Here is a 16,557-nt window from a genome sequence, read left to right as displayed (position 1 = left end):
CGACGTGAGGAGCACTGTGCCGCTGACCCCAGCCGACATCCACAACCGGGAGTTCGGGAAGGCCACGCTCGGCAAGCGTGGCTACGACGAGGAGCAGGTCGACGCCCTCCTCGACGAGGTCTCCATGGAGATGATCAATCTTCTGGAGGAGAACGCCGACCTGCTCAACCGCTCGGGCGCGCCGGTCGTGCGCCGCGACGACGGTGCCGCCGAAGCCCAGCTTCATGCGCTCGCGGCCCAGCTCGACCGCGCCCGCCAGGCGTGTGACCAGGCGCAGCGGCGGGCCGACGCACTCCAGCACCAGCTCCGTCAGGCCCGGACGACGCCGGCCGCGCCCGCGATCGTGCCGCCGGAGAGCGTCGGGCGCGTCCTGGCGATGGCCCAGCACACCGCCGACCAGCATCTTTCCGATGCCCGCCGGGAGTCCGAAGAGCTGCTCGACCAGGCCCGGCAGCGGTCCGGGCGCCTGGTGCACGAGGCCGCCGAGAAGGCCGGCGACATCGAACGGGACGCCCGCCGCCGCCACGACCAAGCCGTGGCCGAGCTGGAGACCCAGCAGGCCGGTGCGCTGCGCGACATCGGCGAGATGACCACGTTCGCCGAGGACTACCAGGCCGCGTTGCAGGATCACATCGTCCGGCAGCAGCACCACCTCAGCGACGCCCCCCAGGCTTGAGCCGGCCGGTCATCGCGACTCGATCACCTTGATCGTGTTGCGCAGGGCCTTGTGCAGGCCACCCTTGCCGACGCTGCCGAGCAGGGCGCCGACCAGGCGCCCCTTGAGGTTCCGGCCCTCGCGCACCACGACCACGTCGAGCAGCGTCGTGCCGTCGGCTTGCGGGGTCATCGCATAGACGTGACCCGACCGGCCGCCCCAGAGGTTGGAGTCGGTCGTCGTCATGACCACGCGGCGCGGGTCGGCCCAGTCGTACCGGAGCCGCTCCCAGACGCCGCCCGCACCCTCGGTGACGTCGGCGTAGGTCGCGCCCCGGCCGTGCACCCGCAGGTAGTCGTCGGAGCTGTTGCCGAAGAGCTCCTGCCGCCCCGGCCCGAAGTCGGTGAGCGCCGCGACGATGCGCTCGGGGGTGGCGGCGACGGTCTCGGCGAAGTGAATCGTTGACATGCGACCAGACTGCCCGAGGCCGGGCCCGGGCGAGCCCGGGCAACTCCCTGGTCGATCACCCGGGACATCGCTGGCTAAGCTGCTGAACGCCATGGATGAACTGGACCGGATCGCCGCCGACGTCCTCGGCATCACGCTGCGGCCCGCGCAACGCCGGGCCCTCAGCGCGCTGACCACGACCGGCGACACCCTGGCGGTGCTGCCGACGGGCAGCGGGAAGACCGCCATCTATCAGGTCGGCGGCCTCGCGCTGGGCGGCCTGACCGTGGTCGTGTCGCCGCTGATCGCCCTGCAGCGCGACCAGTTGCGGGCGATGACCGCGCGCGGGTCGGTGCGGGCCGTGATGCTCAACTCGTCGCAGCACCACGCCGACCGGGCGTCGTCGCTGGAGGCGCTGGGCCGGGGCGAGGTCGACTTCGTCATGCTCGGGCCGGAGCAGCTGGCCAACGCCGAGACGCTGGCGGCGATCCAGGGCAGCCCGCGGCGCATCACGCTGGTCACGGTCGACGAGGCGCACCTGGTGAGCGAGTGGGGGCACGATTTCCGGCCGGAATATCTGCGGCTCGCCGACGTGGTCGACGCGGCCGGCCGGCCGCCGGTGCTGGCGCTGACCGCGACGGCCGCTCCCCCGGTGCAGGCCGACATCACCCGCCAGCTGAGGATGCGCGAGCCGCAGGTCATCGTGGCCGATTTCGATCGGCCCAACATCTCGCTGGCCGTGCGCCGGGCCCGGCACGATCTGCCGGAAGACCGGGCGGTCGACGACCGTACGGTCGAGGTGGTCCTCGCCCACGACGGTCCGGCGCTGGTCTACGCGCTCAGTCATGCCCGCTGCGAAAGCCTGGCGGAACGGCTCCGCCTGGACGCCTATCGGGCCGAGCCCTACCACGCCGGCCTGCCCGCGGCCCGGCGCAGCGAGGTGCAGGACGCGTTCTTCGCCGGGCGGCTCGACGTCGTGGTCGCCACCAGCGCGTTCGGCATGGGCATCGACAAGCCTGACGTGCGCACGGTCGTGCACGCCGGGGTGCCGGGCAGCCTCGACGAGTACTACCAGGAGATCGGCCGGGCCGGGCGGGACGGCAAGCCGGCCAGTGCGGTGCTGGTCTACGACCCCCGGACCGTACGCATCCCGCGTCTGCTCGCGGCCCGCTCCAGGATGGGCGACGCGCCGGTGCACGCGGTGATCGACGCGATCGAGGCGGCCGGCGGGCGGATCACGGTCAAGGAACTGGCCGAGGTGAGCAAGGTGAGCCGGGCCTCGGTGTCCCGGGTCGTCGACGAGTTGCTCGACCTCGACCTGCTCAAGCCGGACGGCAACGACGCGGTTCTGGCGGCGCCGATGGGCGACGCGTTCCGCCAGGTGACCGCGGCCGGCAACCGGCGGCAGGCGATCCTGCGGTCGCGGATCGAGGCCGCCCGGGGGTACGCCGAGACGGTCCACTGCCGCCGGGCCGAGCTGCTGGGCTACTTCGGCGAGGAGTACGACCCGCCGTGCGGCTCCTGCGACAACGACGAGCACGCCCCCGCCGCCCCGACGTTCAAGGAGCGGCCGCCCGCCGCCGGTCTGAAGGTGCGGCACAAGCTCTGGGGGCCGGGCACGCTGCTCAGCCGGGACGACCACGAGCTGGTGGTCGCGTTCGACTCGGTCGGCTACCGGCATCTCACCGCGGCCTCGCTGACCAACGGACTGCTCACCCCTGAGCCCGCGTGAGGTCACGGCCGCCGACTGCTCGGGGGCACTGGCGAACGCCCTCATGACGCTCCCGGTCGCGATGGTGATCGCCGCGATCACCGGGATCGTCGAGCTGGTCCTCTTCGTCCGCCGGAACCCGCCCGCCTGATCAGAACCTCCTCCACTGACCCTCGGACACGATTTCGACCCGGCCGTCGACAACCTTGATGGCGGTTTCGTCGTCGATCCCGTACGCCGGTGCCCCGATCGACGCGGCCCACTTCTCGGCCTCGGCCATCGTGTTCTCGGGCTCCATGCCGAGATGCGGGAAGATCGAGAAGTCGACGACCCCCAGCGTGCGGTCGCTGGTGGCGGACTCCCACTCGACGAAGGCCGACCCGATGCGCGGCGTCATCACCATGCTGCCGGCGCTCAGGCCCACCCACACCTTGTCGCCCAGCGACGGCAGCAGATCGGACAGTCCCGACTCGCGCATCCAGTGGGCCAGGTAGGCCGCGTCGCCGCCGGTGACCAGCAGGACGTCGGCCTCGTGGACCCACGACACCCAGCGCTCCCTCTCGATGCTCGGCAGGGCGGTGAGCTCAAGGACGCCCACCGACTTCCACCCCAGGTCGCACATGTGCAGGGGACTCTGCCCGGCGATGAAACGCCAGACCCCCTGAGGTTTGATCATGGGATGCCCGTACTGTGCGGTGGGGATCGCGAGGGCGTGGGATTCGGCGATCGGCTTGCCCAGCAGCTCGACCAGCGCCTCCTGGATGCTCGCGTTCCTGATGCCGGCGGACGTGAGGAGCAGTTTCACCGAGCCTCCAAACCGGTTGCAGATTGAAATTGGTTGGCTGACCGTAACACGACCGATTGCGAACTACCATCGGATCCGATGGCTGACGAAGGAGGCCCGGTGCACCGGTCGGGATGCCCGATCAATCTGGCGATCGAGGTGCTCGGCGACCGGTGGTCGCTGGTCGTGCTGCGCGACGTGATGTTCGGCAACCGGCACTACTTCCGGGAGCTGCTGACCGGCTCCGAGGAGGGCATCGCCTCCAACATCCTGGCCGACCGGCTGCGGCGCCTGGTCGCCAACGGGCTGCTCTGGCGCGCCGACGACGAGTCGCACCGGCAGAAGATCCGCTACAGCCTCACCGAGGCCGGCGTGCAACTGGTTCCGGTGATGGCCGCCCTCGGAACATGGGGGCGCCGGCACATGCCGGCGAGCCACGAGCTTTCCGTACGCGCGGAGCTGCTCGAACAGGGCGGCCCCGAACTGTGGGACCGGTTCATGGACGAGCTGCGCGAACAGCACATGGGCATCCCCCGCCCACCCGGCACGCCGTCGGTCTTCGCCGAGCTGCAGGAGGCGTACGAGGCGGCGGTCAAGGAAGGCTAGGGTCTGCCCTCCGGCGTGATCGGCAGGATGGACGGACTTCTAACCCGTCCCGCGGATCACGAGCCGGGGCGGGACGATGCACTCCCGGGCGGCGACCGGGCGGCCCTCCACCCGGGCGACCGCCTGGTCGACGGCGAGGCAGGCCATCGCGGCCGTGTCCTGCGCGATCGTGGTCAGGTCGACGTGGGCGAGCCGGGCCAGCCGGCTGTCGTCGTAGCCGACCACGCTGACGTCCTCGGGCACCCGCACACCGGCCCGCGCCAGCACGTCGAGCACCCCGGTCGCGCACCGATCGTTGAACACCGTCACCGCGGTGGGCCGGCCGGTGGGCGAGGCGGCCGTGGCGGCTTCGGTGGCAGGAGCGATGCCGGTGGTCGAGGCGGCCGCCGCGGCTTCGGTGGCAGGAGCGATGCCGGTGGGCGAGGCGGCCGCCGCGGCTTCGGTGGCAGGAGCGATGCCGGTGGTCGAGGCGGTCCCGGCCGCGGGCGGGAGGCCGAGCATGGCGCGGGCCGCGGCGGCGCCGTCCTCCTCGGTCAGGCCGCCCGGGATGATGCGGATCTCGGCGTCGAGGCCGTGCCGGTGCATCGCCTCGCGGTAGCCGCGACGGCGGTCGGCGGCGCCCGGCGCCCGGCCGCCGTCGATGTGGGCGATCCGCCGGTGGCCGCGCCCGGCCAGGTGGTCGACGGCGAGCCGGAGCCCGTCCGCGTCGGCGTTGCGGACCACGCCGACCGCGGCCGAGCGCACGCCCCGGGCCACCGCCACCACCGGGAGCCGTTCGGCCAGGCGGGTCAGGCGGGCCGCCGACGACTGCGGGCCGAGCACGATCAGGGCCTCGCAACGGTCCTGCAGCAGCCCGGTGACCGCCGATTCCTCGTCGCGGTGCGGGGTGACCGCGCTCAGCGCCAGCTCGTAACCCGCCTCGCCGGCCGCCGTATAGAGGTCGGTGACCAGGTCGCCGTGGAAGGGGTGCTGAATGCCGAACACCACCCCGAGCAGGCGGCTGCGGCCGCTGCGGAGCAGGCGCGCCCGGCTGTCCGGCTGGTAGCCCAGCCGCGCCGCGGCGTCGAGCACCCGCCGGCGGGTCTCGGCGCCCGCGCCGGGCTCGTCACGCATGACGAGCGAGACCAGCGACTTCGAGACGCCGGCCAGCGCGGCGACATCCGGCAAGGTCGGTCTGCGATCTCCCGGCACGACGGCCGCCCTTCCCGCCCGAGGACGACCCGGACCGGCCGTCGGCCGCAGCCTAATCGCACATCTTGGAACGTTCCAGTCACGCCCCTTGACGACGAGCCGCATTCGCTGGAACGTTCCAGGAAACATCGCGAGGGAGGCCACGAGATGCTGAAAGTGGCACTGATCGGATCGGGCCGGATGGGCGCGTTCCACGGTGAGACGCTGAGCCGGCGACTGCCCGGCGTGCGCCTCGCCGCGGTGGCCGACCCGGCCCCGGGCACGGCCGAGAAGCTGGCCGGCGACCTCGGCGCCGACCGCTTCTGCACCGACGTCGAAGCGGTCTGGGACGACCCCGGCGTGCAGGCCGTCGTGATCGCCGCGCCGGCCCGCTTCCACGCCGGGCTCGTCGTCGCGGCGGCCCGGGCGGGCAAGGCGGTCTTCTGCGAGAAGCCGGCCGCGCTCACCCTCGACGACCTTGATCGGGCGATCGAGGCGACCCGCGCCGCCGGGGTGGTGTTCCAGGTCGGGTTCAACCGGCGGTTCGCCCCCGACTGGGCGGCCGCCCGCGCCCTGCTCGACGACGGAACCCTGGGCACTCCGAGGCTTCTGCGCTCGCTGACCCGCGACCCCGGCGGGTTCGACCCGAGCCGCGTCGCGCCGGACACCATCTTCAACGAGACGCTCATCCACGACTTCGACACGCTGCGCTTCCTCAACCCGGGCGCGACGGTGACCGAGGTGTTCGCGGCGGCCGGCGCGCTGGTCGAGCCGACCTGGGGCGACCGCGGCCTGCTCGACACCGCGGTGGTCACGGTCCGGTTCGACAACGGCGCGATCGGCATCGCCGAGGCCTGCTTCGAGGCGGCTTACGGCTATGACGTACGCGGTGAGGTGCTGGCCGAGGGCGGGATGGCGTCCCTGGGCGACGGCCGCCGCACGGGGCTGACCTTCTCCGGCCCCGGCGGCCGCACCGTCGAGACCGTACGCGGCGACCAGGAGCTGTTCGGCGGCGCCTACACGGCCGAGCTGGCCGCGTTCGCCGCGGCCGTCACCACCGGCCGCCCGGCCGAGGTCACCGGCGAGGACGCGCGCGCGGCCCTGGAGATCGCGCTGGCGGCCGCGGAGTCCGCGCGTACCGGAAAGGCGGTGGCCCGATGAGGCCGGCCGCATGCGCCGAGATGGTGTTTCTGGATCTGCCCTTCGCCGAGCGGGTCCGGGAATCGCCGATCCGGGGTTCGAGGTGGAGATCCGGAACTGCACGGCACCGGTCTCGACGACCGTGGCCGGCCGGTGGTTCCGGCGACCGAGGTCACCTCGGCGATGTGGCTGACCGCGCCCGCACCCTGACCCGCCTGGCCGATCTCGGTGAGCGGGCGGGCCGGGTCTTCACGCTCGAGAATCTCAACACCGCGGCCGACCACCCGGGCACGCCGTTCGCCCGGGCCGCCGACACGATCGCCGTGGTCGAGGCGGTCGGCCTGGGCCTCCGGTCCGTCCGGCGAGGCGCTGGAGCGGTTCCGAAGCGCCTTCTCGACTCCTTAGGCCGGGGCGCCGATCAGGGCCGCGGCCATCGCGCGGGCGTGCTCGAGGCGTGCCTGTCCGCCTTCCAGCCCGGCCCGGGCCATCGCCCCTTCGAGAAGGAACGACAGGTGCTCGGCGAGCGCCCCGGCATCGTCCGGCCGGAACTGCCGGAGGTGCCCGGCCAGCAGGCTTTCGACGTGTTCCTTGTGCCGGCGCACGATGTCGCGGCCCGGGTCGCCGGCCGGGAGTTCGGCGGCCGCGTTCAGCAGACCGCAGCCGCGGAATCCGTGCTCGTAGGCGAAGGCGGCGTGGTCGGCGTAGGCGTCGAAGATCGCGAGCACGGCACCGCGGGGGTCGGAGGTCTGCTCGAGCCGCCGCCGGTACAGCCGCAGCCATTCGTCGTGCCGGGCGTCCAGATAGGCCTGCACCAGGTCGGCCTTGGAGGCGAAGTTGTTGTAGAGGCTCATCTTGGCCACGCCGGCCTCGGTCGTGATCGTGTCGATGCCGGTCGCGGACACCCCGTGGGCGTAGAACAGGCGGCCCGCGGCCGACAGCAGACGCTCGCGTGCTCTGCCCATCACAGCCTCCGACAAATTAGGTAGGTCGGTCTACCCATGATGCTAGCCTGGCGCCATGGCGGTCAGCGGCCGGGTGGGCCTTCTCCAGGTGAGCGCGGCGGGAGTGCTGTGGGGCACCGGCGGCCTGGTGGTCACGTTTCTGCACGAACGGGACGGCCTCGGCGCGATGACCGTCAGCGCCTGGCGGATGGCCGTCGGGGCGGTCGCCCTGCTCGGGTTCGCGGTCGTGACCCGCCGGTCGCGCATGGTGCTGGCGACCTTGCGGACCCGGCCGGTGCGCACTGCCCTCGTGGGCTGCGGCACCGCCGCCTACCAGGGGCTCTACTTCGTGTCGGTGCTGCTGGTCGGCGTCAGCGTGGCCACGGTCGTCGCGCTGGGGCTCGCGCCGATCCTGGCCGCGCTCTCCGAACACGTGCGCAGCCGGACCGGCCCGTCGGCGCGGCAGGCGGCCGTGCTGGTCGCCGCCCTGACCGGGCTGGTGCTGATCAGCCTGACCGCCGGCCACGGCACGGCCGAATCCGGCCGGAACCCGCTCCTCGGCCTGGCTCTGGCCGTGGCCGCCGGGGTGACCTACGCGGCGACGACCGTGGTGGGTCACACCGTCGCCCGGACCACCGACCCGGTCGCGTTGACCACCTGCGCGACCGCGGTCGGCTCGCTTGCCCTCGCGCCGTTCCTGCTGGTCGCGGCGACCCGCCATGACCCGCTGATCGGCACCAGCCCGGCCTCGCTGAGCGCCCTGGCCTATCTGGGGGTGGCGACCATGGCGCTCGCCTACGGCCTGCTCTACGCCGGGCTGCGCACGACCTCCGGCTCGGCGGCGACCGTGGCCACACTGCTCGAGCCGGTGGCCGCGGCCCTGCTCGCCGCCGTGCTGCTCGGTGAACGCCTGCCCTGGCCCGCGTTCCTCGGAGGGGCGATGATCCTGACCGCGGTGGCGTCCCTACGGCAGCCGGATGGTGAAGGTGGTGCCCACGCCGACCTCGCCGGCGACCTCGATCCTGCCGCCGTGGGCCTCGACCAGCTTGCGGGCGATCGCCGGCCCCAGACCACTCCCTCCGGTGGCGCGGCTGTGTGATTCGTCGGCCCGCCTTCCGTCGAAAAACACCGAGCCGCCCGGCTGAAAGTCAGGAACTCGTCAGGTGCTGCGTGGTGACGGCGTGGTGACTCACCGGATGTGAACCTGCTAGGCGTCGGCAAGCTAAGGAGCATCGCGATGAGCAACAACTTCGATCCCAACATCCCGTCCACCGGGCCGAACTCGCCGTCCATCGAGGGCGCGTTCACGACGATCCGCATCGCCGAGCAGCCCGCCCTGGGCAAGTCCAACCTCGTGATCAACGGCGGCAAGTCGTTCGACATCGACGTCGCCTGGCACATCACCGGCAACCTGACGCCGCTGTGGCTGACCGCCCTCTCGGTAGACACCAAGAACTGGGTGGTCACCGCGTACGCCAACCCGCGCGGACCCGGCAACGGCCTGACGCTGGGCAGCGTGGACGTCCCGATCGCCGGCCCGCCGTTCACCGACAACGTGGCCTACAACGCCAAGATCACGGTGCCGGCGAACACGCTGCCGGAGGAGGACCCCGGCAACCCGCAGAACTCCGGTGTCTACCAGCTCACCGTGACCGCGTTCCTCGACTCGGATCTCGGGGCGGTGGGCTTCGACATGATGGGCGTCGCCGACTTCCCGCTGGTCAAGGTGGAGAACCCGATCTGACGACCGGGCCGCCCGGACCAGCCGGTCCGGGCGGGCCGCGTCATCTCGAGCTACGCCGCTTCCACGTCGTCGATGAAGACGCCACCCATCGAGCCGAAGTGGCTGGCCCCGAACTCGCCGTCGTCGATGACGACGATCTTCGGGCTGGATTTCCCGAGCACCACCCGGCGCCCACACTGATCGTCGGTGCAGACGAACAGGACCTCGGCGGAGTTCTCACCCTCGCAGACCATCCGGTGCACGCTCATGATCGACTCCTCTCAGCGGTCGGTCCTTTCTCCATGTTCCACGGCAAACGCCCTTTACTCGGGAGCGAAGAATGGACGAACTACCGCAATTCACACCGGAGACTCGCGCCGCCCTGGTGGCCCTGGCCCAGGGTTCGTGCCAATTCCCCGGCTGCCGCACCCCGATCCTGGTGTTCCTCGGCGACGACCTCGAGATCAACGTCGAGATCGTCCCCATCCGGGACACCGATCCGGCCGGCCCGCGCTACGTCGCGGGCACCAGCCCGCGGCAGCGGGACTCGTTCGCCAACCTCCTGCTGCTCTGCGTCCCGCACCGCCGGATCCTCGACCGGGACGAGAAGGCGCATCCGATCGAGCTGATCGAGACGTGGCGGGTCGTGCTGGACAGCGAACTGGGCCCGATGACCCCCCAGCGGCTCGACGACCTGCTCACCACCGCCTTCACGGCCGCCCGGGAACAGGTCGACGAGGCACTGACCCGCTTCGCGAGGACCGAGCCCGACGCCGCCCGCCTGCTCGGCACGGTCATGCACGATCTTCACCGGCAGCGCAGCCGCTACGGCGCCGACCACCGGCTCGCCTCGGCGCTGACCCAGGTGCTCGACGCTCTCGCCGAGCCGGCCCGCCGCGAACCCCGCCGGGACCGGGTCAACGTCGGATGGCGATCAGATCGCGGCTAGCAGGGCCCCGAGGGCGGAGGCCTGGGTGCGCCAGTCGCGCACATTCGGGTACGCCGTGGAAGTCACGCCCGACCAGCGCTCTCCGAGACGGTTCAGGGAGTCGCGGTCGGCGTTCCAAACGCTGTCGGCCTGCGTACGCGCGTACGCCCGGTAGCCGGCCTCCCCGGTCACGTCGGCCAGTTCCATCAGGTAGCGCATGAAGATGCCCTTGAACTCCTTGGCGTTGTCGTCGCAGGCGCTGTTGGCGCCGTCGCACGATTCGGTGAGGATGCCGTTCCTGGTCAGCGTGCCGCCGGTCGTCGCGGCGTCGGCGAGGCGCCGGGTGGTGGCCAGCACCGCGCTGCTGCCGGTGGCCCGGTAGACCTCGACCCCGGCCCCGATCGCCAGGCCCTGGTTGTAGGTGTAGACCGTGCCGCCGTTGTTGGCGCAGCCGGCGGTCAGGCCGTCGTTGACCAGGCCGGACGAGTTGATCAGGCCGCTGCCGGTGAACCAGTTCCAGCCGGTCGTGGCCCGGTTGAGCCAGGTCGTGTCGCCGGCGATCCGGTTGTGCAGGCCGGCCGCGAGCCGGACGTAGAGGCCGATCGTGACCGCGTTCTTGTACGTCCGCTCGCGGTCCCACCACACGCCGCCCCCGCAGGTGGAGGTGTCCCAGAACCCGCTGACGTAGTTGGCGATCACGGTCGCCTCGCTGAGGTAGCGGCTGTCGCGCGTCAGGTCGTACGCCTGCACCCAGGCCAGCCCCCACCAGGCCGCGTCGTCCACCGCCCGGCTGATGAAATCGCCCTCGATGGGGTCGCTGCTCTTCTGGCCGGCCGGGAAGGCCGCCTTGTTGACCGTGAAGCTGCGGTCGACCACCCACAGGTAGTCGGTGCGGCCGCTGCGCTTCATCCAGGCCATCAGGTTGGTGAGCGCGTCGGCCGAGTTCCACCAGCTCGACTGCCACCACGCGGTGTCCGGCTGGTAGGCCCACATCAGAGCGTCGGCGGCCGCGGCGGCCCGGTCCGTGCCCGGGCGGCCCCACGCCGTGCATGAGCCGTTGTTGCCGGTGACCGCCCGGCCGCAGGCACGCAGCGCCGCGCCGTAGAGCAGCGCCTTGGGGTCGCGCGACGCGAACAGGGCGGTGCGGGTGCCGGATGCCCCGGCGGGCGTACTGACCCGGCCGAGCGAGGACCCGCCGGACCAGGTCGCGCCCTCGTCGAAGGACCGGTCGAGCCAGACCTCGTCGCCCGCGGCCCCGCCGGCGATCGTCGCCCACGCCATGCCGCGGGTGTCCGTGTGCAGGGCGATCGTGCGGCCGCTGAGCGTGGCCGGCCCGACCGGTTGCGCGTCGCCGACCGGGTTCGTCGTGCCGTCGCACACCGCGTCGCAGGCCTGGAGGTGCACCCAGTCGGTGCACTGCACGCCGGCCGCGTCGCCGCAGGCCCGGATCATGCCGCGGCGGTGGTGGGACGGGTCGGCGAGGTTGTACATCAGCGTGCGGGTGCCGGTCCACGAGCCCGGGATCGACACCTTGCCGAGCAGGCCGTCCCAGGTGGCGCCGCCGTCGAAGGTGCGGTCGAGCCAGATCGAGTCGCCGGCGGTGCCGTTGTCGATGCTGCCCCAGGCCATCGCGTCGGCGTCGGAGAGGTGCAGCGAGATCTTCCGGCCGTTCTGGATGCGGTCGGCGACCGGGAAGGTGTCCTGGCGACTGAGTGACGGGTCGCGGGTGTCGCAGTAGACCGAGCAGACGGCGGTGGCGGCCGCAGCGGCCGCGGGAGCGGCAAGGAGCGCCGCGACCAGTACGAGGACGACGAGCACGGCACGCTTCATACCTCCACGTATAGGCGCACGTGAATGTTTTCAGCAAGCTTTGTTGCCCGTTCGGCCGGGTCGCGGCGCCCCTTCTGACTCAGTTGGCGTCGGCGAGGGCGGCGATCGCCGCGGCCGCCTTGAAGTACTTGTTGCGGCCCAGTTCGCCGATGGTCCGGATGCCGAGCGCCTGGCGGATCAGCTGACCGCCGCTCTCGCTGACGCCGGCCAGCGCCTCCACCGGGGCGTCCGCGATCTCGGCCAGCGACTTGTCCTGCCAGGCCTTGTCGATGATCGTCGTCAGATCGACGGTGCCGGCCATAGTTCCTCCTAGAAAAGCGGGAATCCACAGTGGATTCGCCGTTGCCGGACGCGGAGTCTAGCGGATCTTGATGAACTACGTGCCGGGACGCCGGTTGTTAATCCGCGGGGGCGAAGCTGCCGACTGTACGAGCGATGACGAAACCACTTGCCGCGGTGCTCGTCTGCGCCGCGATGGCCCTCACCGTGGCCCCGGCCGGTGCCGCCACCGCCACGGAGGCCGCGCCCCTGAAGGTCATGCCGCTGGGCGACTCGATCACCAACGGCCTGGGAAGCATTCCGTACGCCGCGACCGTGGCCTGGCTGGACGCCCACCCCGGGTCGAGAACCGACCCGGACTGGGAAGAGGCCCACACCGACCCCTACAACGGCTACCGGCCGGACCTGAAGGCGCGGCTGAACCGGGCCGGCCTCAGGACAGACTTCGTGGGCAGCCGGCACAGCGGCACCTTCGGCGACGTCCAGCACGAGGGCCACCCCGGCTGGACCATCGAACAGATCAACGACGTGCTGGCCGACCGGCTCCACACGTACCGGCCCGACGTCATCCTCATGCACCTGGGCACCAACAACTCCAGGCGCGACACGTACACCGCGGCGGCACCCGAGGCCTACCGCCGGACCATCGAGATCATCAAGGCGCACGACCCGGCCGCCGTCGTCTTCGTGGCCGAGATCGTGGACAGCGCACGCTACGACGCCACGGGCGTCACTCGAGCCCGTCGCATCGACCTGATCAACGCGGCCGTCCCCGGCATCGTGGCCGCCGCCGGCCCGAACTTCCACCTCGTCGACATGTCCGACATCCACGGGCTCGACCTCGCCGACGCCGTCCACCCGAACGGCGCCGGCTACGCCAAGATGGCCTGGAAGTGGTACCAGGCGATGAACGGCGTCCTGGGCGCCGGCCGGTGGCCGGCCGGCAACGACCCCTACAGCCGGACCCGGGTTTCGCGATGCATCAGCTGGACGGCCGCACCGTTCGCCCGGTACGCGGTCGGCTGCCACACCTGGTACCTCAACCGCGCCAAGCAGCTGTGGCAGTTGCCGGTCGTGACCACCCGGACCGTCAAGGTCGGCGGGACGACCAGGAAGGTCTCGTCGACCCGGTGGATCACCGGCTGGTGACGGTGATCGCCACCTTGGCGTCCGGGTGCTGCACGCTGTGGCAGCGGTAGGTGCCGGGCTTGTCCAAGGCGAGGATCTGCGTCTCGCCCTTCTCCAGGCGGGTGTTGTCGCCGTTGCCACCCGGGTCGGGGTCGCACAGGATGCCGTGGGCGGAGCCCGACTTGTTGACGACGGTGAAGTTGGCGGTCGCCGCGACCTCGAGCTCCGACGGCGAGAACGCGTAGCCGTCCTTGATCGTCAGCGTCGGCTCCGGCGTGCCGCAGCCGCTGTCCCCGGACACCGTCACGTGCATCTCGGCGCCGCCCGCCGAGACCGCGAACCGGCCCGTCTCGGGGAACTGGATGACCTGCTTCTCCTTCTTGCCGAGCACGCTGGTCACCAGCCCGGCGTCCGGCGAGGCGACCAGCTCGTGCACCGCGTCCGAGCGGTTGGTGACGAAGATGAAGGCGCCCTTCTTCAGCGACAGCTTCGCCGGGCTGATCGAGCCGTCCGACCCGATCGTCACCTTGCTGGCCTTGGCGCAGTCCGCTCCCCCGCCGTCGCCGCCCGCCGCCGGCTGCCCGGTCGCCGTCCCACCACCGCCGTTGCCACCGTTGCTGCCGGTACGCGTGGCGGCCGGTGCGGTTGGTGCGCACGCCGCCAGCGTCAGAAGTGCCGCCACGAGGCCGACTGCCTGCCGTCGCACTAGGGATCCCTCCAAGGCCCGGGGTCAGCCGGACAATTCCGGCCGCCCAGCACTACGGCCCGGCACCGCCTAGGGGTTCAATACCGCCGCGAGGTCCTGGTAGGGCGGCACGAGTTCCTTCCACCGCGCCTCCTCGTCGCCGCGCTCGCGACCCGCGAGGTAGGCGGCCAGGTTTTCGGCGTGCATCTGCCAGCCGGCGCCGTAGAAGGCGACCTTGTCGAGGGGCAGGCCCGAGACCTCGATGACCAGGATGGTCTGGTCGCCGGCCGGGGTGAGCGTGACCTCGATGACGGAGTCGAACGGCGGCGGTGCGTCCGGGGCACTCCCGGCCCAGCTCTCGTCCGTTTCCCTGCTCGTCACCCGGAGCCGCCGCGGGGGCTCGCATTCCTCGATGCGTCCCGTGCTCTGAAGGCCGGCGGACTCGACGAACAACCGGACCGCCCCACCGGGCCGGAGGTCACCGTCCACCCGGCCCCACCAGCGGGCCAGCCGCTCGGGGTCGGTGACCGCCGACCAGAGGTCGTCGATGCCGGTGTCGTAGCGGTCCTCGATGCGGACGACGCCGGCGCCGCCGGCCGACCGCAGGTGGCCCACAACACGCGGACTGTTCATCGGGTGCTCCCTCGTTGATGTTTACCCCGGGCGATCTCGGTGTGCAGGGCGTCCAGCCGCTGTTCCCACAGGGCCCGGTAGGTGGCCAGCCATTCGTCGAGCTCGGCGAGCGGCGCGGGCCGCAGGCTGTAGATCCGGCGCTGCGCGTCCTGGCGCACGTCGACGAGGCCCGCCTCCCGCAGCACCCGCAGGTGCCGGGACACCCCGGGGCGCGCGATCGGCAGCATCGCATCGAACTCGCCGGCCGTGACCGGACCGCGGGCCAACCGTTCCACCATCGCCCGCCGGCTCGGGTCCGCCAGGGCACGCAGCGCCGCTTCCATGCCGCGAACGTACCAAGCTGGTTACGTAACCGTCAAGGTACATAAGGATCGGTGAGCTCGGTGCGGCGGCGGAGCAGGTGGGCGGTCTCGGCGGTGTTGCCGGGCAGGTCGAGAGCCCGGTCGTAGGCGGCGCGGGAATCCGCCGTACGGCCCAGACGGCGCAGCAGTTCGGCCCGGGTGGCGTGGAAGGCGCGGTAACCCTCCAGCGGCAGCCCCTCGACCAGCGCGAGCGCAACCGCCGGGCCGTCGAGTTCGGCCACCGCGATCGCCCGGTTGAGACGGACGATCGGCGACGGATCGAGGCGCATCAGCTGGTCGTAGAGGGCGACCACCTGCGACCAGTCCCGGACGTCGGTGTGGACAGCGTTGATCGCGGCCAGGATCTGATAGCGGCCGGGAGCCTCGCCCGCGGCCAGCCGGGCACGCACCAGGGCATGCCCCTCGGCGATCAGCGTGCGGTTCCACGCGCCGCGGTCCTGCTCGTCGAGGGTGACCAGATCGCCGCCGGCCGAGATGCGGGCCGTCCGGCGGGCCTCGGTCAGCAGCATCAGGGCCAGCAGCCCGGCGGCCTCCCCGTCGGCCGGGAGCAGCGCGCGGACCAGCCGGGTCAGGCGGATCGCCTCGGCGGTCAGGTCGGCGCGGACCGCCTGCGACCCGGGGTTCGAGGACAGGTAGCCCTCGTTGAAGATCAGGTAGAGGACGGCGAGCACGCCGGTCACCCGCGCCGGGAGATCGTCCCGCAGCGGAACCCCGTACGGGATCTTCGCGGCCTTGATCTTCGCCTTGGCGCGCGTGATGCGCCGGGCCATCGCCGTCTCCTCGACCAGGAAAGCGTGGGCGATCTCGCCCACCGTGAGCCCGCCGACCATGCGGAGGGTCAACGCGATCCGGGCCTCCATCGCGAGCGCCGGATGGCAGCAGGTGAAGATCAGCCGCAGCCGGTCGTCGTCGATGGCGCCCAGCGGCCCCGGCGTGTCGATGAGCATCAGCGCCTCCCGATGTTTCTCGTCGCGTTTCGCCTCGCGCCGCAGCCGGTCGATGGCCTTGCGCTGGGCGGTGGTGGTGATCCAGGCGCCGGGGTTGGGCGGCACGCCGTCGGCCGGCCAGCGTTCGACGGCGGCCGCGAACGCCTCGGCCGCCGCCTCCTCGGCGATGTCGAGATCGCCGAAACGCCGGGCCAGGGCGGCGACGACCCGGGCCCACTCCTCGTGGTGGACCCGGACGATCGCGTCGTCGGTACCGGTCACAGGAACGGGCGGACCTCGACCCGCCGGTTGCACGCCTTCGAACCCGCGGCGGCCAGCTTCAGCGCCACGTCGAGGTGCGGAGCCTCCACGATCCAGAAGCCGATCATGAACTCCTTCGACTCCAGGAAGGGCCCGTCGGTGAACACGGCGTCACCCGCCCGGCTGTCGACGACCGTGGCGCTGTCAGGTCCCGCGAGGCCGCCGGCGAAGACCCAGTGCCCGTCGGTCTGCATCTGCGCGTTGAAAACGTCGATCGCGGCCATCTCCTCGTCGCTGGCCAGGTCGGTCGAGTCGGTCAGGACGGAAATCAGGTACTGCGCCATCGTG

The 16,557-nt window shown here is 71.8% G+C and carries 20 protein-coding genes and 1 pseudogene; 8 read left to right on the top strand and 13 right to left on the bottom strand.

Features of this window, described 5'->3' with window-relative positions:
• Positions 1-4: 4 nt before the first annotated feature.
• A complete protein-coding gene (locus tag ACIA5C_RS22310; RefSeq protein ID WP_396057442.1) occupies positions 5-676 on the top strand; it encodes a DivIVA domain-containing protein in 672 nt (223 codons plus the stop codon).
• 9 nt (positions 677-685) lie between these two features.
• On the opposite strand, the gene ACIA5C_RS22305 is transcribed toward ACIA5C_RS22310, so the two are convergent.
• Positions 686-1,123, bottom strand: a complete 438-nt coding sequence (locus ACIA5C_RS22305) for an SRPBCC family protein (protein WP_396057440.1) — start codon at positions 1,121-1,123, stop codon at positions 686-688.
• A 91-nt stretch (positions 1,124-1,214) separates the two neighbouring features.
• Here ACIA5C_RS22305 and ACIA5C_RS22300 point away from each other — a divergent pair, with 91 nt between their 5' ends.
• The gene (locus tag ACIA5C_RS22300) at positions 1,215-2,834 is read left to right on the top strand and encodes a RecQ family ATP-dependent DNA helicase (RefSeq protein ID WP_396057438.1); all 1,620 of its coding nucleotides are present in this window, start codon (positions 1,215-1,217) and stop codon (positions 2,832-2,834) included.
• 130 nt (positions 2,835-2,964) lie between these two features.
• Here ACIA5C_RS22300 and ACIA5C_RS22295 read toward each other — a convergent pair whose 3' ends face one another.
• The gene (locus ACIA5C_RS22295) at positions 2,965-3,618 is read right to left on the bottom strand and encodes a Type 1 glutamine amidotransferase-like domain-containing protein (protein WP_396057434.1); all 654 of its coding nucleotides are present in this window, start codon (positions 3,616-3,618) and stop codon (positions 2,965-2,967) included.
• 78 nt (positions 3,619-3,696) lie between these two features.
• Between ACIA5C_RS22295 and ACIA5C_RS22290 the strand changes: the two genes are divergently transcribed.
• Complete coding sequence (locus ACIA5C_RS22290; RefSeq protein WP_396057432.1) at positions 3,697-4,203, top strand: winged helix-turn-helix transcriptional regulator; 507 nt, start codon at positions 3,697-3,699, stop codon at positions 4,201-4,203.
• 39 nt (positions 4,204-4,242) lie between these two features.
• Here ACIA5C_RS22290 and ACIA5C_RS22285 read toward each other — a convergent pair whose 3' ends face one another.
• Positions 4,243-5,370, bottom strand: coding sequence for a LacI family DNA-binding transcriptional regulator (locus ACIA5C_RS22285; protein ID WP_396057430.1), 1,128 nt, complete (start codon positions 5,368-5,370; stop codon positions 4,243-4,245).
• A 171-nt stretch (positions 5,371-5,541) separates the two neighbouring features.
• On the opposite strand from ACIA5C_RS22285, the gene ACIA5C_RS22280 reads away from it, so the two are divergent.
• Positions 5,542-6,534 carry a Gfo/Idh/MocA family oxidoreductase gene (locus ACIA5C_RS22280; RefSeq protein WP_396057427.1) on the top strand — a complete coding sequence of 331 codons (993 nt, stop codon included), beginning with the start codon at positions 5,542-5,544 and terminating at the stop codon, positions 6,532-6,534.
• 380 nt (positions 6,535-6,914) lie between these two features.
• Here ACIA5C_RS22280 and ACIA5C_RS22275 read toward each other — a convergent pair whose 3' ends face one another.
• Positions 6,915-7,475, bottom strand: coding sequence for a TetR/AcrR family transcriptional regulator (locus ACIA5C_RS22275; RefSeq protein ID WP_396057425.1), 561 nt, complete (start codon positions 7,473-7,475; stop codon positions 6,915-6,917).
• Positions 7,476-7,530: 55 nt separating this feature from the next.
• On the opposite strand from ACIA5C_RS22275, the pseudogene ACIA5C_RS22270 reads away from it, so the two are divergent.
• Positions 7,531-8,403: pseudogene (locus tag ACIA5C_RS22270) on the top strand (DMT family transporter); the annotation flags it as partial.
• Between the two features lie 15 nt (positions 8,404-8,418).
• Here ACIA5C_RS22270 and ACIA5C_RS22265 read toward each other — a convergent pair.
• Positions 8,419-8,583 (bottom strand): ATP-binding protein, encoded by a 165-nt coding sequence (locus ACIA5C_RS22265; protein ID WP_396057423.1) that lies wholly within the window; start codon positions 8,581-8,583, stop codon positions 8,419-8,421.
• Between the two features lie 108 nt (positions 8,584-8,691).
• Between ACIA5C_RS22265 and ACIA5C_RS22260 the strand changes: the two genes are divergently transcribed.
• The gene (locus tag ACIA5C_RS22260; protein ID WP_396057421.1) at positions 8,692-9,198 is read left to right on the top strand and encodes a hypothetical protein; all 507 of its coding nucleotides are present in this window, start codon (positions 8,692-8,694) and stop codon (positions 9,196-9,198) included.
• A 50-nt stretch (positions 9,199-9,248) separates the two neighbouring features.
• Here the strand turns inward: ACIA5C_RS22260 and ACIA5C_RS22255 are convergent, their stop codons facing one another.
• On the bottom strand, positions 9,249-9,446 hold the full coding sequence (locus ACIA5C_RS22255) for a hypothetical protein (RefSeq protein WP_396057419.1): 198 nt from the start codon (positions 9,444-9,446) through the stop codon (positions 9,249-9,251).
• 71 nt (positions 9,447-9,517) lie between these two features.
• On the opposite strand from ACIA5C_RS22255, the gene ACIA5C_RS22250 reads away from it, so the two are divergent.
• Positions 9,518-10,126 carry a hypothetical protein gene (locus ACIA5C_RS22250; RefSeq protein ID WP_396057417.1) on the top strand — a complete coding sequence of 203 codons (609 nt, stop codon included), beginning with the start codon at positions 9,518-9,520 and terminating at the stop codon, positions 10,124-10,126.
• On the opposite strand, the gene ACIA5C_RS22245 is transcribed toward ACIA5C_RS22250, so the two are convergent.
• The gene (locus tag ACIA5C_RS22245) at positions 10,112-11,935 is read right to left on the bottom strand and encodes a glycoside hydrolase family 76 protein (protein ID WP_396057415.1); all 1,824 of its coding nucleotides are present in this window, start codon (positions 11,933-11,935) and stop codon (positions 10,112-10,114) included. The genes ACIA5C_RS22250 and ACIA5C_RS22245 overlap by 15 nt on opposite strands.
• Positions 11,936-12,014: 79 nt before the next feature.
• Complete coding sequence (locus ACIA5C_RS22240; RefSeq protein WP_396057413.1) at positions 12,015-12,236, bottom strand: hypothetical protein; 222 nt, start codon at positions 12,234-12,236, stop codon at positions 12,015-12,017.
• 134 nt (positions 12,237-12,370) lie between these two features.
• Here ACIA5C_RS22240 and ACIA5C_RS22235 point away from each other — a divergent pair, with 134 nt between their 5' ends.
• Complete coding sequence (locus ACIA5C_RS22235; RefSeq protein WP_396057411.1) at positions 12,371-13,363, top strand: SGNH/GDSL hydrolase family protein; 993 nt, start codon at positions 12,371-12,373, stop codon at positions 13,361-13,363.
• Here the strand turns inward: ACIA5C_RS22235 and ACIA5C_RS22230 are convergent.
• From ACIA5C_RS22230 to ACIA5C_RS22210, 5 genes are all read right to left on the bottom strand, one after another.
• Complete coding sequence (locus ACIA5C_RS22230) at positions 13,350-14,024, bottom strand: hypothetical protein (RefSeq protein ID WP_396057409.1); 675 nt, start codon at positions 14,022-14,024, stop codon at positions 13,350-13,352. The two genes, ACIA5C_RS22235 and ACIA5C_RS22230, sit on opposite strands and share 14 nt — an antisense overlap.
• Positions 14,025-14,117: 93 nt before the next feature.
• The gene (locus ACIA5C_RS22225) at positions 14,118-14,660 is read right to left on the bottom strand and encodes an SRPBCC family protein (RefSeq protein ID WP_396057407.1); all 543 of its coding nucleotides are present in this window, start codon (positions 14,658-14,660) and stop codon (positions 14,118-14,120) included.
• Positions 14,657-14,983: an ArsR/SmtB family transcription factor gene (locus ACIA5C_RS22220; RefSeq protein ID WP_396057405.1), complete on the bottom strand. Its 327-nt coding sequence runs from the start codon at positions 14,981-14,983 to the stop codon at positions 14,657-14,659. Before ACIA5C_RS22220 ends, ACIA5C_RS22225 begins: the two co-directional genes overlap by 4 nt.
• A 32-nt stretch (positions 14,984-15,015) precedes the next feature.
• Positions 15,016-16,230 carry an RNA polymerase sigma factor gene (locus tag ACIA5C_RS22215; protein ID WP_396057403.1) on the bottom strand — a complete coding sequence of 405 codons (1,215 nt, stop codon included), beginning with the start codon at positions 16,228-16,230 and terminating at the stop codon, positions 15,016-15,018.
• The gene (locus tag ACIA5C_RS22210) at positions 16,227-16,553 is read right to left on the bottom strand and encodes a YciI family protein (protein ID WP_396057705.1); all 327 of its coding nucleotides are present in this window, start codon (positions 16,551-16,553) and stop codon (positions 16,227-16,229) included. Before ACIA5C_RS22210 ends, ACIA5C_RS22215 begins: the two co-directional genes overlap by 4 nt.
• Positions 16,554-16,557 lie beyond the last annotated feature (4 nt).

Source organism: Actinoplanes sp. NPDC051343 (assembly GCF_044455125.1).
In the GTDB taxonomy this organism is placed as follows: Bacteria; Actinomycetota; Actinomycetes; order Mycobacteriales; family Micromonosporaceae; genus Actinoplanes.
Note: the sequence above shows the minus strand (reverse complement) of the source record. Positions and strands in the feature narration are given on the sequence as shown.

What these genes read in the sequence shown, in the direction of transcription:
- ACIA5C_RS22305 (WP_396057440.1), bottom strand. Translation starts at nt 1,123, where the DNA reads ATGTCAACGATTCACTTCGCCGAGACCGTCGCCGCCACCCCCGAGCGC.
- ACIA5C_RS22300 (WP_396057438.1), top strand. Translation starts at nt 1,215, where the DNA reads ATGGATGAACTGGACCGGATCGCCGCCGACGTCCTCGGCATCACGCTG.
- ACIA5C_RS22290 (WP_396057432.1), top strand. Translation starts at nt 3,697, where the DNA reads ATGGCTGACGAAGGAGGCCCGGTGCACCGGTCGGGATGCCCGATCAAT.
- ACIA5C_RS22280 (WP_396057427.1), top strand. Translation starts at nt 5,542, where the DNA reads ATGCTGAAAGTGGCACTGATCGGATCGGGCCGGATGGGCGCGTTCCAC.
- ACIA5C_RS22275 (WP_396057425.1), bottom strand. Translation starts at nt 7,475, where the DNA reads ATGGGCAGAGCACGCGAGCGTCTGCTGTCGGCCGCGGGCCGCCTGTTC.
- ACIA5C_RS22260 (WP_396057421.1), top strand. Translation starts at nt 8,692, where the DNA reads ATGAGCAACAACTTCGATCCCAACATCCCGTCCACCGGGCCGAACTCG.
- ACIA5C_RS22255 (WP_396057419.1), bottom strand. Translation starts at nt 9,446, where the DNA reads ATGAGCGTGCACCGGATGGTCTGCGAGGGTGAGAACTCCGCCGAGGTC.
- ACIA5C_RS22250 (WP_396057417.1), top strand. Translation starts at nt 9,518, where the DNA reads ATGGACGAACTACCGCAATTCACACCGGAGACTCGCGCCGCCCTGGTG.
- ACIA5C_RS22245 (WP_396057415.1), bottom strand. Translation starts at nt 11,935, where the DNA reads ATGAAGCGTGCCGTGCTCGTCGTCCTCGTACTGGTCGCGGCGCTCCTT.
- ACIA5C_RS22240 (WP_396057413.1), bottom strand. Translation starts at nt 12,236, where the DNA reads ATGGCCGGCACCGTCGATCTGACGACGATCATCGACAAGGCCTGGCAG.
- ACIA5C_RS22235 (WP_396057411.1), top strand. Translation starts at nt 12,371, where the DNA reads ATGACGAAACCACTTGCCGCGGTGCTCGTCTGCGCCGCGATGGCCCTC.
- ACIA5C_RS22225 (WP_396057407.1), bottom strand. Translation starts at nt 14,660, where the DNA reads ATGAACAGTCCGCGTGTTGTGGGCCACCTGCGGTCGGCCGGCGGCGCC.
- ACIA5C_RS22220 (WP_396057405.1), bottom strand. Translation starts at nt 14,983, where the DNA reads ATGGAAGCGGCGCTGCGTGCCCTGGCGGACCCGAGCCGGCGGGCGATG.
- ACIA5C_RS22210 (WP_396057705.1), bottom strand. Translation starts at nt 16,553, where the DNA reads ATGGCGCAGTACCTGATTTCCGTCCTGACCGACTCGACCGACCTGGCC.